Origin of the sequence: Tsukamurella sp. USMM236, from assembly GCF_037148755.1 — a bacterium.
Taxonomy (GTDB): domain Bacteria; phylum Actinomycetota; class Actinomycetes; order Mycobacteriales; family Mycobacteriaceae; genus Tsukamurella.
On record NZ_JBBCSS010000001.1, the window covers coordinates 719,352 to 733,406 of the forward strand.

The window sequence follows — 14,055 nt, forward strand, 5'->3', positions numbered from 1 at the left end:
GCAGCGTTCGCGAGTATCGGCAGTGAGTACCTCCGGCGTGCGCAAATTCGGCGCGATTGTTTGCGGTCTCGGTGGCGGCGACCTGCGAATCGTCCGCCGAACCCGCTGGGAACCGGAGTCGCCGGCGTCGTCCCCCGCGCGGCGTCGACGGGGCGTGGGGGAGAGTCGGTCCCCCATGAGACGGCCGGCTTCCCATGGGGGAGGCGTCGTCCCCCACGCGGCGTGTTCGTCCCCCGCGCCGCATTCCGTCCCCCGCTCCGCACCGATTCGCGGCCCCGGCGGTCCGTCCCCTCCATGAGGCGCCGTTCGTGCGGTGGGGGAGGCGTCGTCCCCCTCGCGGCGCCCATTCCCCCATGAGGAGCCGGCTCTCCCAAACGGAACGCCGATTCCCCCACGAGGAGCCGGCTCTCCCACACCGGACGCCGATTCCCACACCGCACACCGCACCGCCGACCTATTGACGCAACCGATCGGTTGTGTGTACGGTGTGAACATTGCTGATGTTCACGCCGTGAACACCGAACCGAGGAGCCTCTCATGACCGCCGACGTCGCACCCGCAACCGCAGATTCCGCCGCGCAGGGCCGCTCGAAGTCCTGGATCGCGGGCATGGTGATCACCGTGCTGGTCTGGGCCTTCCTCGTCTTCGACGTCGTCGGCAAGCTGACGAAGCCGCAGGCCGTCATCGACGGCACGCTGAAGCTCGGCTTCCAGGAGAAGCACATCCTGGTCATCGGGCTGGTGCTGCTCGTGGGCGTCGTCCTGTGGACGATCCCGCGCACCGCGGTGATCGGCGCGATCTATCTCACCGGCTACCTCGGCGGCGCCGTCGCGATCAACCTGCGTGCGGAGCAGCCGATCGCGGGCTTCGTTCTCTCCGGCGTCTACGTGGGTCTGCTGATCTGGCTCGCGATGATCCTCCGCCGCCCCGACCTGCGCCGCGCGATCCTCGGCCGCTGACCACGGCCTCCGGGGCTACGAGGTCGGCACGATCTCCGAGCCCAAGGGAAGCAGCGACAGCCGGATCATCTTGAAGTTCGCGACGGCCAGCGGGATGCCGATGATGGTCAGGCACAGTGCGATTCCGGTCAGGATGTGCCCGATCGCGAGCCAGATGCCCGCGACGAGCAGCCAGATGATGTTCCCCACCAGCGACGCCGCGCCGGCGCCGGGGCGATCGACGACGGTCCGCCCGAACGGCCACAGCGCGTAGTTGGCGATGCGGAACGACGCCAGCCCGAACGGGATCGTCACGATGAGAAGGCAGCAGATGATCCCGGCGACGGCGTACCCGACGGCCATCCAGAACCCGCAGAGCACCAGCCAGATGATGTTGAGGATCAGCTTCACCACCCCAGTATGCCGACGCGGCTACCGTGGTGTCATGAACCTCTTCCAACGCGGAGCCAAGCTGTTCAACACCGCTTTCACGCCGCTGCTGTCCCTGCCGGTCGTCGGGCCGGCGCTGGGCAAGTCGATGGTCACCATCAGCTATACCGGCCGCAAGTCCGGCAAGCCCTTCTCGCTGCCGGTCGCGTACCAGCGCAAGGGCGACGAGGTCGTCATCGGCGTCGCCATGCCGGAGCAGAAGCAGTGGTGGCGCAACTTCCTCGGCGAGGGCGCCGACCTCACGCTCCACTTCGCCGACGGTGACCGCGCGGGCCGCGCCGTCGCCACCAGCGGGGACAAGGGCACCGTCGTCCGGGTCGCCCTGGCCTGACGGGCCGGGTCACGCCAGCCGGTACACCCGCCGCGCGGTCCCGCCGAGCACCGCGTCGCGCTCGGCGGGCGACGCACCGTCGAGCAGTTCGACGGTGAGCCCGAGCACCTCGGCGTACGAGGCCTGCAGCAGGCAGACCGGCCAGTCGGAGCCGAACATCACGCGGTCCGCGCCGAACGAGGCGAGTACGTGCCGCGCGTAGGGCTCGATGAGCGATCGGCTCCACGGCCGAGGCGGGCACTCGGTCACCAGCCCCGACAGCTTGCACACGACGTTGGGGAGCGCCGCCATGGCGGTGATCCAGGCCGCCCACGGCTCCCATTCGCCCGCACCGATGTTCGGCTTCCCCGCGTGGTCGATCACGAACGACGCGTCGGGCAGCCGGCGGGTCGCCTCGAGTGCCGCGGCGCGCTGCGGTCCGCGCACCAGGAGGTCGACGGCGAAGCGACGGTCAGCGGCGGCGGCGAGTCCGCGGAGCACGGACGGGCGGACGAGCCACCCCGGGTCGGGCTCGTCCTGCACGAGGTGCCGGAGGCCGCGCAGTCGGCTGCCGCCGGGGGCGGCGGCGAGCTCGTCCAGGCGCGTACCGCACCGCGACGAGATCAGGTCCACCCATCCGACGACTGCGCCCACCGGTGCGGCGGCGGCGAGCAGGTCGTAGGTCTCCGCCGACGAGTTCAGGGTCTGCACGGCGACCGTGGTTCGCACCTCGCCCGCGGCGGCCGCGGCGAGGTCGGTGGCAGTGAAGTCCCGCCGGATCGCCTCCAGCCCTGGCGTGTCCAGCCAACGGTGGTCGTGCCGCGCGCGGTCCCACAGGTGGTGGTGGGCGTCGACGATCATGCGGGCCCGAGGGGGAGTGCCCACACCAGCGGGATGCCGCGGTCGTCACCGGAGTAGTCGTCGGGTACGTCCAGCAGTTCCGCCATTCGCGCCTGCCAGGGCACGTTCGCAGGGTGCTCGGCCAGCCGTTGTCGCATGGCGCGGTAGTCGTCGACCTCGACGAGGTGGAAGAGCTCTCGCCCGTCGCGCCAGATCCGCCATGTGCGTACGCCGGCGTCGCGGAGCGCGCCGTCCAGCTCGGCGGGTATCACGGCGTGCAGCCGGTCGTACTCCTCCTCGGCGCCCGCCTTGAGGCGCGTGTGCAGGGCGATGATCTCCGGCACCATTCCTCCGATCACTACTCGGGAACCTTCGGTCAGTCTAGGTCACGGTGGGCCACGATGCGACTAGTTGACCGCAAGACCTCCGATGTTTACAGTCGATAGGTGTGACTCATGACACAGCGCTCAGGCGCGGTCGTGGGAGGTGTCCGACACCGGTCGGACCCATCGCTATGAATGCGGAAGGAAGCCGATGAGACTGCGGCGAGTCGGGGAGGCGGGCGCCGAGCGTCCGATCGTGTCCACGGGCGACGGGCGGTGGTACGACGCATCGTCGGTCGTCGCCGACTACCACCCGGGCACGCTGGGCGACGCGCAGCGGCTGCTCGCGGACGCCCTCGGGGCGGGCCGGCTGCCGGAGTTCGACCCCACGGGGCTCCGGGTCGGCGCCCCGGTCGCCCGGCCGGGCAAGGTCGTCTGCATCGGCGTGAACTACCTCGCCCACGCGCAGGAGACGCAGCACGAGGAGCCCGCGGAGCCGGTGATGTTCCTCAAGACCTCGGGCACGATCGTCGGCCCGCACGATGAGGTGCTGATCCCGCGCGGCTCGGTCGCGACGGACTACGAGGTGGAGCTCGCCGTCGTGATCGGAAGCACCGCACGGTATCTCGACGATGCCGCTCAGGGTCTCGCGTGCGTCGCCGGCTACACCGTCTCCGACGACGTCTCCGAACGCGACTTCCAGATGAACCGCGGCGGCACCTGGGACAAGGGCAAGAACTGCGAGACCTTCAACCCGCTCGGCCCGGAGCTGGTCACCGCCGACGAGGTACCCGACCCGCAGCGCCTCGACATCCGGCTCACCGTCAACGGCGAGGTCCGCCAGGAGGCCAACACGGCGCAGATGATCTTCGGGGTCGGTGAGATCATCCGCTACCTCAGTCATTTCATGGTCCTCGAGCCCGGCGACGTGGTGAACACCGGAACGCCCGCGGGCGTGGCCTTCGGCTATCCGGACCCCAAGCCCTACCTGCGCCGCGGCGACGTGATCGAGACGCACATCGATCTGCTCGGCGGTCATCGCTCCGTCCTCGGGGAGGCCTGAGATGTCCGGTGTGTTCACGGAGTTCCGCACGCTCGACGTGCGTTTCCCGACCTCGGCCGAGCTCGACGGTTCCGACGCGATGAACGTCGACCCCGACTACTCGGCCGCTTACTTGATCCTCGGCACCGACGCCGGCGACGGCCTCGAGGGGCACGGCTTCGTCTTCACCATCGGCCGCGGCAACGACGTCCAGCGCGCCGCGATCGAAGCCCTCACGCCGTACGTGCTCGGACGCGGGGTCGACGCCGTCCTCGGCGACCTCGGCGGCGTCTACCGCGAACTGGTCTACGACGCCCAGCTGCGGTGGCTCGGCCCCGAGAAGGGCGTCATGCACATGGCGATCGGTGCCGTGGTGAACGCGCTGTGGGACCTGCGCGCCAAGCGCGCCGGCCTGCCCCTGTGGCAGCTGCTCGCCGAGCTGAGCCCACGGGAGATCGTCGACCTCGTCGACTTCCGTTACCTCACAGACGCTCTCACGCCCGACGATGCCCTCGCCCTGCTCACGGCGGCGGAGCCGGGCCGGGCGGAACGCGCCGTGGCGCTGCGCGCGAACGGCTACCCCGCCTACACGACCTCGCCCGGTTGGCTCGGCTACTCGGACGAGAAGATGACGCGGCTCGCGAAAGAGGCGGTGGCCGAGGGCTTCACGCAGATCAAGCTCAAGGTCGGCGCGGATGTCGACGACGACGTCCGGCGGTTCGCCCTCGCCCGCGCGGTGGTGGGCGACGAGGTGCGGATCGCCGTCGATGCGAACCAGCGGTGGGACGTCGACGACGCGGTCGCGGCGATCGAGCGGCTGCGCGAGTTCGATCCGTGGTGGGTCGAGGAACCCACCGCCCCCGACGACGTCCTCGCCCACGCCGCCATCCGGCGCCGGGTGTCGCCGGTGCGCATCGCCACCGGCGAGCACGCCCACAGCCGGGTGCTGGTCAAGCAGTTCCTCCAGGCGGAGGCGATCGACGTCGTCCAGCTGGACTCCACCCGCGTCGCCGGCGTCAACGAGAACATCGCGATCCTGTTGCTGGCGGCCAAGTTCGGCATCCCCGTGTGCCCGCACGCGGGTGGGGTCGGCCTGTGCGAACTGGTGCAGCATCTCGCCATGTTCGATTTCGTTGCGGTCTCGGGAACCCTCGCGGACCGGAACATCGAGTACGTCGATCATCTCCACGAGCACTTCCTCGACCCGGTGCGCATCGTGAACGGGGCGTACGCGGCCCCCGCGAAGCCCGGCTTCTCGGCGCAGATCCGGCCGGAGACGCTCGTGCGGTTCGGCTTCCCCGACGGGGAGGCATGGAAGGGAGCACAATGAGCAACGCAGACGCATTCGCCGGATTCCGAGCCATCGTGACGGGCGGCGCTTCGGGGATCGGCCGCAGGACGACGGAGGAACTCATGGTGCGCGGAGCGGTCGTCGCCGTGCTCGACCTGCAGCCCGACGAGGCGCCGCCCGACTCGCTCGGCATCGCGTGCGACGTCGCCGACGATGATTCGGTGGCCGCCGCCGTCGCCACCGCGGCCGAGTACCTGGGCGGGATCGACGGCCTGGTGAACAACGCGGGGATCGGCGCCCAGGGCACCGTCGAGGCGGGGGCGCTCGACGACTGGCGGAAGGTTCTCGACGTCAACGTCCTCGGCACGGTGCGGGTCACCCGCGCGGCGCTGCCCCACCTGCGCGGCTCGACGAATCCCGCCGTGGTCAACACGTGCTCGATCGCCGCTACCGCCGGCCTGCCGGGCCGGGCGCTCTACAGCGCCTCGAAGGGAGCGGTCGAGGCGATGACGCGTGCCATGGCAGCCGACCATGTGCGCGAGGGCATCCGGTTCAACTGCGTCAATCCCGGCACCGTCGACACCCCGTGGGTGCGACGCCTGCTGGACGCGGCCGCGGATCCGGAGGCCGAGGCCGAACAGCTGCGGCAGCGGCAGCCCACCGGCCGTCTGGTGACGGATGCCGAAGTGGCGGACGCGATCTGCTACCTGCTCAGCCCCGCGGCCTCCGCCACCACGGGCACCTCGCTCGCCGTCGACGGCGGGATGAGCGGCCTTCGACTACCGCCCCGGCGGTGACCGTGTCCGGCGACGACGCGTCCCTCGCTCCCGCCCGACCGTTCGGGCGCGGGGGCTTGAAGGTGGCGCCATTGTCCTTCGGCGCCGCGGCGATCGGGAACCTGTTCACCGCGGTCGACGACGCGGAGGCGACGGCCGCCGTGCGTACCGCGGCCGCCGCGGGCGTCGACTACTTCGACACCGCCCCGCACTACGGGCTGGGCCTCTCCGAGCGCAGGCTCGGTGCGGCACTGGGCGACCGCACCGGCGTGGTGCTCTCGACCAAAGTGGGCCGCCTCCTCCGCCCCGCCTCCGACCGGCCGAAGACGGACAGCGGTGCGCCCGTCGACACCGAGGGCGCCGACGCGGAGGGTTTCGCCGTGTCCGCCGACGTGGAGCGCGTCTGGGACTTCAGCCGCGACGGCGTGCTGCGCTCGATCGAATCGAGCCTGGAGCGGCTGGGCCGGGACCGCGTGGACGTCGTCTACGTGCACGACCCCGACGATCACTTCGCGGAGGCGATGGACGGCGCCTTCCCGGCGTTGGACGAGCTGCGCCGACAGGGCGTCATCGCGTCGTACGGCGCCGGGATGAACCGGTCGGCGATGCTGACCCGGTTCGTCCGGGAGACCGATCTCGACGTGGTGCTCGTCGCCGGCCGCTACACGGTGCTCGACCGCAGCGCCGCCGACGATCTGCTGCCGGCGTGCCTGGAACGCGACGTCTCCGTCGCCGCGGGCGGCGTCTTCAACTCGGGCATCACCGTCTCCGCGGATCCGCGGCCCGGCGCCACCTACGACTACGCGCCGGCCACGCTCGCGGTGCTCGACCGGGCGCGCCGGCTCGCGGCGGTCTGCCGGGCCCACGGCACCACGCTGCCGCACGCCGCGGTGCACTTCCCGCTGCGCCACCCCTCTGTGCGGACGGTGCTCCTGGGCATGCGGTCCGCCGACGAGGTCCGAGCCGACCTCGCGCTGCTGGCGGCGCCGCCCCCCGATGCGCTGTGGCCCGATCTCGAGGCCGCGTTGTGAGGCCGTCCGAACCGTCCCGCCGCTAGGATTGACCGATGCCGACCAACGAGGGTGCCGGGCGGATCTCGCGGACGGACGACGCGATCCTCAAGCTCAAGGCGATGATCACCGACGGGGAGCTGCCCGCCGGGAGCCGGCTGCCGCGCGAGGTCGACCTCGCGGCGCGACTCGGGCTCTCCCGCAACTCCCTCCGCGAGGCGATCCGCGCGCTCGCGATGCTGCGGATCCTCGACGTCCGCCAGGGCGACGGCACCTACGTCACGAGCCTCGAACCCACCCTGCTGCTCGACACGATGGGCTTCGTCGTCGACTTCCAGCAGGAGGATTCGGTGCTGCACTTCTTCGAGGTGCGCCGCATCCTCGAGCCGGCGGCCACCGCGATGGCGACGCACCGCATCACCCCCGAGGGGCTCGCGATCCTGGAGGAGACGCTGTCGCTCGGCGGGCCCGACGCCTCCGTGGAAACACTGGTGCAGCAGGACATCCTGTTCCACCAGACCATCGCGGAGGCGTCCGGGAACCCCGTGCTGCGGGCGCTCATCGCGGGTCTCTCGGCGCCCACCCTGCGCGCCCGGATCTGGCGCGGCACCGAGCAGGAGGACGCGCGCGCCCGCACCATCGCGGAGCACCGGCAGATCTACGAGGCCCTGGTCGCCGGGCAGGCCGACGTCGCCTGCGCGTGCGCGACGGTGCACATCGCGGGCGTCGAGGGCTGGATCCGGCGGGCGATGGCCGACGACGCGTCCTAGCCGATTCCGAGCGCCGCGGCCGCCTCGGCGAGCCGGGACGCCAGCGCGGCGCGGACCGCGGGCGGGCCCGTCACCTCGATGTGCGGCAGCGCGCCCCAGAGCGTCCACACCGCGCGCCCGAAGTCGCTGAAGCCGAGCGTGCCGGCACCGTCGGGCCCGGGCGGCGTGACCACCGTCCCGAACCCGGACAGCTTGGTCCAGCCGTACTCGTCGGCGCGCACCTCGACGACCACCGCGTCGTGCCCGGAGCGGAAGGACGCGCGCGAGTCCTCGAACTCGGCCGCCAGGTCCACCGTCTCCGGGCGGTGCGCGGCCTCGTCGAGCACCGTCACCGCGCAGAACCGCGAGGTGCGGTAGGTGCGCCGCTCGCCGTTCCGCAGGGCCATCAGGTACCAGGCCTGACCCGCGTGGATCAGACCGACGGGGTCGAGCGTCCGCTCGGTGGCGTCGCCCCCGCGCGGCCGGTACGTCGCCCGCACCCGCAGCCCGTCGATGACGGCGCGCTGCAGCTCGCCGAGGTGCGGGTCGGGCTCGGGCGCGCGGGCGAAACCGTCGGGGCGCACGTGGATCCGCTGCGCGGCCGCCGCCGCTTCCCGACGGTGCGCCTCCGGCAGCGCCGCCGCCACCTTCCGCATGGCGCCCGCGAAGGCGGGGGAGTCGGGCGCCCCGGCGAGCAGGGCTTTCGCCTCGTCGAGGGTGAGGCCCGTGAGGTCGGTGCGGTAGCCGGGGAGCAGGCGGATGCCGCCGCCGCGCCCGCGATCGGTGTAGACGGGGACGCCCGCGACCCCGAGCGCCTCGACGTCGCGCAGCACGGTGCGGGTGGAGACCTCGAGCTCCGCGGCGATCTGCGCGGCCGTCATGGTGCCGCGGTGCCGCAGCAGCATGAGGACGGACAGGAGGCGGTCGGCGCGCATGGATCTCAGAATGCCAGGAGAACATGACAGAAGGTGTCATGTTAGGCCGGTTGAATCGCTCCCATGACCAACACAGCCACTGATCCCCGCCCCTCCTACGCCGCCGCCACCGCCTGGGTGCAGTCCCTGCTCGCCACTGTCACCGAGGAGCAGCTCGCGCTGCCGACGCCGTGCGACGAGTTCGACGTCCGCGCCCTCGGTGAACACCTCATCGCCGTCGTGATGCGCGCCGAGGCGCTGGCGACCGTCGCCACGGTCGAGGGGCAGCCCTTCCGCGCCGAGGAGCACGACGCCGCCACGTACGGCGCGATCCGCGAGCGGGCGCTCGCGGCGTGGGACGTCGCCCCGCTCGAGCGCGAGGTCGCCGTCCCCTGGGGCGTCGTGCCGGGCTTCGCGGCGCTCGGCATGTACGTCAACGAGACCCTCGTGCACGGCTGGGACCTCGCCGTGGCCACGGGCCAGACCGCCGAGTTCCCCGAGCCGGCGCTGCCGGAGGGCGTGCTCGCGGTCGTCAAGAGCGTGCTCCCCGCGGACTTCCGCGGGGGCGACGTGCCCTTCGGCCCCGTCGTCGAGCCGCGAGAGGGCGCCGGCCCCACCGAGCGCCTCGCCAACTGGAACGGCCACCACTGGCCCGCGGCCTGACGTCGCGGCGTATTGAGGTCAGGAACTGGCATCTGGGGCGGATTGACTGGCGGGCATGACCGACATCGCCCTTGATCCCCGTCCCGCCTACTCCGCCGCCACGGCGTGGGTGCAGTCCCTGCTGGAAGGTCTCACCGCCGACCAGCTCGGACGGCCCACGCCGTCCGGCGAGCTCGACGTCCGCGCGTTGGCCGGGCACCTGACCGCTCACTGCCTGCAGGTGATCGCGCTCGCGGAGAGCAGCACCGTCGCCGGCCTGCCGAACCTCGTGCCCGAGCACGACGCCGCGACCTACGCCGACGCCCGCGCGCGGGGCCTCGCCGCGTGGGCCGGCGCCCCGCTCGACGGGGTGGTGACCGCGCCGTGGGGCGAGGCGTCCGGCTCCGAGGCCCTCGCCACCTACGTCAACGAAGCGCTGGTGCACGGGTGGGACATCGCCGTCGCCACCGGGCAGCCGGCCGAGATCCCCGACGGTGCGGTCGCCGTGGCCGCCCTCGAGGTGGCGCGGGTCGCGATCCCGGCGGAACTGCGTGCGATGCCGGAGTTCCCGTTCGGCCCCGTCGTGGAGCCCCGCGAAGGCACGGGCCCCACCGAACGCCTCGCCAACTGGAACGGCCGCAGCGCGATCGGCTGGGGCGCATGAGCACCGTCGGCGCCGCGTGGGTCGTGAGCCATTGACATGAACGCCGGTTGAGGTCCTACCGTCGAAAACATGAGCATCGAACTGAACCACACCATCGTCGCCGCCACCGACAACCTCGAGACCGCGCGGTTCCTCACCGAACTGCTCGGTCTCGAGGCTCCGGTGGACGTGGGCGGCGGCCACTTCCAGCAGGTCCGCCTGGCCAACGCCGTGGTGCTCGACGTCATGACCGTGCCCGGGCCCGTCCACCCGCAGCACTACGCCTTCCTCGTCTCCGAGCAGGAGTTCGACGAGATCTTCGCGCGCATCACCGCGCGCGGCCTCGGCTTCTACGCCCAGCCCGACGGCTCCGGCGTCGGGGAGATCAACCACCGCTTCGGCGGGCGCGGCGTCTACTTCCGCTCGCCCGACGGCCACGCCCTCGAGGCCCTCACCGCCGCCTGACCCCGCGGAAATCCGTTGCCCGCCGCTGTCCGCGCGCGCATGGGGAGTCGGTGTCTGGTGGGGGATTCGGCGCCGCGCGGGGGACGACCGAGCCCTCATGAGGAGCACGGCGTGCCGTGGGGGAGCGAACGCCGGAGCCGCGGTTCGGGGCGGCGCGGGGGACGAACGCTCACATGTGGTCGCGAGCCCCGCCGCCGCGCGAGCTCGGGGTATGCGGTTTCTTGCATGGGTGATCGCTCGAATATCGCCTCTGACCTGCGTGTTCATGGGTATTCGTGACACGCATGGCTGTTCGGAGCGAAGATCGCCCCGCAGCCGCAGCCGCAGCCGCAGCCGCAGCCGCAGCCGCAGCCGCAGCCGCAGCCGCAGCCGCAGCCGCAGCCGCAGCCGCAGCCGCTCAGTCCTCGAACAGCGCGCGGATGTCGGAGGCGGCCAGGCGCGCGTCGAAGCCGCCCTCGCCGCCGACGACGGACTCGAACAGCGCTGCCTTGCGCTCCTTGAGCGCCATCACCTTGTCCTCGATGGTGTCGGCGGACACCAGCCGGTAGACCATCACGCTGCGGGTCTGCCCGATGCGGTGCGCGCGGTCGATGGCCTGCGCCTCGGCGGCAGGGTTCCACCACGGGTCCAGCAGGAAGCAGTAGTCGGCCTGCACCAGGTTGAGGCCGAAGCCGCCGGCCTTGAGCGAGATGAGGAAGACCTGGACCTCGCCGGAGGTGAACTTCTCGATCGCCGCGGGCCGGTCCGTGGTCGATCCGTCGAGGTAGGCGTACTCGACGCCCTCCTCGTCGAGCCGCTCGGCGGCCTTGCGCAGGAAGCCGGTGAACTGGCTGAACACCAGCACGGCGTGCTTCTCCTCGAGCAGCTCGTCGAGCTTCTCCACCAGGAAGTCGAGCTTGGCGACGTCCTCCACCGCCAGCTCCTCGTCCACCAGCGACGGGTCGAGCGCGAGGCGCCGCAGCATGGTCAGCGACCGCAGGATCTCGAACCGGTTGCCCTCGAAGTCGTCCAGCAGGCCCAGCAACTTCGCCCGCTGATCGGCGAGCACGCGGTCGTAGGTGTGCCGGTGCTCCTCCGAGAGCTCCACCTGCACCACGGATTCCGTCTTCTCCGGCAGGTCCTTCGCGACCAGGTCCTTGGTGCGCCGCAGCATGAACGGCCGCACGCGGCGCCGCAGCCGGGCCAGGCGGTCGTCGTCGCCGCCGCGCTCGATGGGCCGCCGGTACTCCTCCGCGAACCACGACCGCCCGGGGAACAGCCCCGGGACCGTCAGCGCGGTGAGTGCCCACAGCTCCTCGAGGTGGTTCTCCATCGGGGTGCCGGTCACGGCCAGGGTGAACGGCCGGTCCAGCAGCGTCACCGCGGCGAAGGCCTTCGACCGCGGGTTCTTCACGAACTGCGCCTCGTCGAGGATCACGCCCGCCCACGACACGGCGGCGTACTCCTCGGCGTCCAGCCGCAGCAGCGTGTACGAGGTCAGCACCAGGTCCGCGCCGGCGACCACCGAGCTGATCGAGGTGCCCGACTTCCGCGAGGTCTCGGAGACCACCGCCACCGACAGGTGCGGCGCGAACCGCTTGCACTCGGCGGCCCAGTTGCCCACCACCGACGTCGGCGCCACCACCAGGAACGGCCCGGGCCGCCCCGGCGCGCGCTCGTGCGCCCGGCAGATCAGCGCGAGCGTCTGCACCGTCTTGCCGAGGCCCATGTCGTCGGCGAGGATGCCGCCGAAATCGTTGTCGTACAGGAAGGACAGCCAGTCCAGGCCGTCGCGCTGGTAGGGCCGGAGCTCGGCGCGCAGGGTCGACGGTGCCTCCTGCCGCGCCAGGTCGCCCGCGGTCAGGGCGCCCACCCTGCGGGACCAGTCACCGTCGAAGTCGGTGGCGTCCGCGAGGTCGGCGAGGTCGTCGACCAGGCCCGCCTGGAACCGGCTGATCCGCAGCCCGCGGTCGTCGGAGCCTGCGCCGGTCCGTGCCGCGCGGCGCGCGCCCCGCGCCGGCAGGTCCCGCGCCTCGCCGATCAGTTCCCGCAGCCGGTCGAAGCGCTCGCCGTCGATGCGGGCCAACACGCCGCCGGGCGTGACGAGGGTGTCGTGGCCCGCGGCGACGGCCGTGAAGACGTCCCGGAACGGGACCTCCTCGCCGTCGACCTCCACGGCGACCTCGAGGTCGAACCAGTCCGTCGACGGGTTGTCGGAGTCGCCGCGCACCCGCACGGACACCGACGCCGAGCCCTGCGCCCAGCGGAACCCGGGGTCGTCGCTGACCTCCACGACGACCGACGGCACCGACCGCAGCACGGGCGCGACCTCGGCCAGCCACACCGCGGCCTCGGTGCCCCGGTAGAAGCCCTGCGAGTGGTCCACGCCGACGGCCGCCTCGCGCAGCGCCACGGCCATCGCGCGGGTGACCCGCTGCTGCCCGACGGCGTCGGCGAGGCCGGCCGGCTCGCGGCCGAGGACGAAGTCGCGGGTCTCGCCGCCGACGGTGTAGCGCCACTTCCAGTCGACCTCGAGCTCGGCGGCCTCGGGGAAGTAGCGGGCGGTGCACAGCAGCTCGGGGCCCAGCACCTCGACCTCGCCGACCAGCTGGTCCGGGTCGCGGACGGGCGCGACGGCCGCCAGGTAGGGCAGGTACTTCTCGCGCAGCTCGGGCACCGCCTCGGCGGGCACCTGCACCGGGGTGAACCGGCGCAGCGCGGTGGTGTGCTGCGCGGACAGCGGCGGATCGAGCGGCGCGAGGCGCAGCACGTCGCCGTCCTGCTGGAAGACACCGAGGGCGCGGTGCGCGCCGAGCAGCCCGCCGGTGAAGGTCCGCGGACCGTCGCCGAAATCGACCTCCCGGTCCAGCTCCACGCTCCCGTCCACCGAGCGGGTGACGAGCCCGAGTCGCGTCGGCGGGCCGAGGACCACGGTGCCGCGCGCCTTCTTGCTCAGCAGCGGCACGCCCGCGTCGCGGACGGCGCGCAACTGGTCCCACAACAGCGGGGTGTCCACCATCCCGAGATCGGCCCAGGCGTCCACGCCGTACAGCGACCAGGTGATGAGCTGCGCCAGCGGCGCCAGGACGTCGCGCTGCGCGGGCGCGACCCGCGGCGCGGTGGCGATGGTGCGCCACCGCACGTCGCCCGCGACCCACGAGCCGTCGCGCATGCCGGGCGTCGCGAGTCGCACCTGCAGGCGCTGTCCGGAGACGACGCCGCGCTCGTCGACCTCGAACTGCAGCGCCACGGGCAGCACGGCGGCGCTCGCCCGCGGGGCCTCCGGCAGCAGGGCGGCGAGCTGCCGCTCCCACGGGTCCGGCTGCGGGGCGTCGCTCTCCTCGATGTCCTCCGCGGTGAGCTCGAGCAGCAGGGCCGCGCCGTGCTTGCAGTTGAGGGCGACGGGGCAGGTGCACAGGCTGCGCACGGGCCGCCAGCCGGAGCCGCCCGGCTCGATCCACACCTGCGTGTCGTACTCGCGGGATCCGGCGACGACGCCCGTGACGAGGCGCTTCTCGTCGTCCCACTCGAGGTCGCCGATGAGGCCGGTGCCCACGTACTCGCCCGCGCGACGCACGGTCGGCCCCCCGAAGAAGCCGATCAGGTCCTCGGGGGTGAACGAGGGCCCTCCGCCGGCAGTCGATGCGCTCATGGTCAAGCGGACAGTCTAGCGCGGCTCGGT

At 72.3% G+C, this 14,055-nt stretch carries 15 protein-coding genes; 10 read left to right on the forward strand and 5 right to left on the reverse strand.

The window, feature by feature from the left end; translation table 11 throughout:
• The first annotated feature begins 537 nt into the window (after window positions 1–537).
• Window positions 538–960, forward strand: a complete 423-nt coding sequence (locus tag WFK95_RS03445) for a DoxX family protein (RefSeq protein WP_224646826.1) — start codon at window positions 538–540, stop codon at window positions 958–960.
• 15 nt (window positions 961–975) lie between these two features.
• On the opposite strand, the gene WFK95_RS03450 is transcribed toward WFK95_RS03445, so the two are convergent.
• Window positions 976–1,350: a YccF domain-containing protein gene (locus tag WFK95_RS03450; RefSeq protein ID WP_224646827.1), complete on the reverse strand. Its 375-nt coding sequence runs from the start codon at window positions 1,348–1,350 to the stop codon at window positions 976–978.
• Between the two features lie 34 nt (window positions 1,351–1,384).
• Between WFK95_RS03450 and WFK95_RS03455 the strand changes: the two genes are divergently transcribed.
• Entirely contained in the window at window positions 1,385–1,720 is a 336-nt protein-coding gene (locus WFK95_RS03455) for a hypothetical protein (RefSeq protein ID WP_224646828.1), read from the forward strand.
• A 9-nt stretch (window positions 1,721–1,729) separates the two neighbouring features.
• On the opposite strand, the gene WFK95_RS03460 is transcribed toward WFK95_RS03455, so the two are convergent.
• Window positions 1,730–2,584, reverse strand: coding sequence for an amidohydrolase family protein (locus WFK95_RS03460; RefSeq protein ID WP_224646829.1), 855 nt, complete (start codon window positions 2,582–2,584; stop codon window positions 1,730–1,732).
• Window positions 2,557–2,898: an L-rhamnose mutarotase gene (locus WFK95_RS03465; RefSeq protein WP_224646830.1), complete on the reverse strand. Its 342-nt coding sequence runs from the start codon at window positions 2,896–2,898 to the stop codon at window positions 2,557–2,559. The genes WFK95_RS03460 and WFK95_RS03465 overlap by 28 nt, the downstream gene beginning before the upstream one ends.
• 175 nt (window positions 2,899–3,073) lie before the next feature.
• Between WFK95_RS03465 and WFK95_RS03470 the strand changes: the two genes are divergently transcribed.
• From WFK95_RS03470 to WFK95_RS03490, 5 genes are all read left to right on the forward strand, one after another.
• Entirely contained in the window at window positions 3,074–3,925 is an 852-nt protein-coding gene (locus WFK95_RS03470; protein ID WP_224646831.1) for a fumarylacetoacetate hydrolase family protein, read from the forward strand.
• 1 nt (window position 3,926) lies between these two features.
• Window positions 3,927–5,234, forward strand: coding sequence for an enolase C-terminal domain-like protein (locus tag WFK95_RS03475; RefSeq protein WP_224646832.1), 1,308 nt, complete (start codon window positions 3,927–3,929; stop codon window positions 5,232–5,234).
• Window positions 5,231–5,992, forward strand: coding sequence for an SDR family NAD(P)-dependent oxidoreductase (locus tag WFK95_RS03480; RefSeq protein WP_224646833.1), 762 nt, complete (start codon window positions 5,231–5,233; stop codon window positions 5,990–5,992). Before WFK95_RS03475 ends, WFK95_RS03480 begins: the two co-directional genes overlap by 4 nt.
• A 62-nt stretch (window positions 5,993–6,054) precedes the next feature.
• On the forward strand, window positions 6,055–7,002 hold the full coding sequence (locus WFK95_RS03485; protein ID WP_336669883.1) for an aldo/keto reductase: 948 nt from the start codon (window positions 6,055–6,057) through the stop codon (window positions 7,000–7,002).
• A 35-nt stretch (window positions 7,003–7,037) separates the two neighbouring features.
• The gene (locus WFK95_RS03490; protein WP_224646835.1) at window positions 7,038–7,751 is read left to right on the forward strand and encodes a FadR/GntR family transcriptional regulator; all 714 of its coding nucleotides are present in this window, start codon (window positions 7,038–7,040) and stop codon (window positions 7,749–7,751) included.
• On the opposite strand, the gene WFK95_RS03495 is transcribed toward WFK95_RS03490, so the two are convergent.
• The gene (locus WFK95_RS03495; RefSeq protein WP_224646836.1) at window positions 7,748–8,665 is read right to left on the reverse strand and encodes a helix-turn-helix transcriptional regulator; all 918 of its coding nucleotides are present in this window, start codon (window positions 8,663–8,665) and stop codon (window positions 7,748–7,750) included. The two genes, WFK95_RS03490 and WFK95_RS03495, sit on opposite strands and share 4 nt — an antisense overlap.
• 63 nt (window positions 8,666–8,728) lie before the next feature.
• Between WFK95_RS03495 and WFK95_RS03500 the strand changes: the two genes are divergently transcribed.
• From WFK95_RS03500 to WFK95_RS03510, 3 genes are all read left to right on the forward strand, one after another.
• Window positions 8,729–9,307 (forward strand): TIGR03086 family metal-binding protein, encoded by a 579-nt coding sequence (locus WFK95_RS03500; RefSeq protein ID WP_224646837.1) that lies wholly within the window; start codon window positions 8,729–8,731, stop codon window positions 9,305–9,307.
• A gap of 55 nt (window positions 9,308–9,362) precedes the next feature.
• The gene (locus tag WFK95_RS03505; protein ID WP_224646838.1) at window positions 9,363–9,950 is read left to right on the forward strand and encodes a TIGR03086 family metal-binding protein; all 588 of its coding nucleotides are present in this window, start codon (window positions 9,363–9,365) and stop codon (window positions 9,948–9,950) included.
• Between the two features lie 69 nt (window positions 9,951–10,019).
• A complete protein-coding gene (locus tag WFK95_RS03510) occupies window positions 10,020–10,394 on the forward strand; it encodes a VOC family protein (protein WP_224646839.1) in 375 nt (124 codons plus the stop codon).
• A gap of 397 nt (window positions 10,395–10,791) precedes the next feature.
• On the opposite strand, the gene WFK95_RS03515 is transcribed toward WFK95_RS03510, so the two are convergent.
• The gene (locus WFK95_RS03515; RefSeq protein WP_224646841.1) at window positions 10,792–14,025 is read right to left on the reverse strand and encodes a DEAD/DEAH box helicase; all 3,234 of its coding nucleotides are present in this window, start codon (window positions 14,023–14,025) and stop codon (window positions 10,792–10,794) included.
• Window positions 14,026–14,055 lie beyond the last annotated feature (30 nt).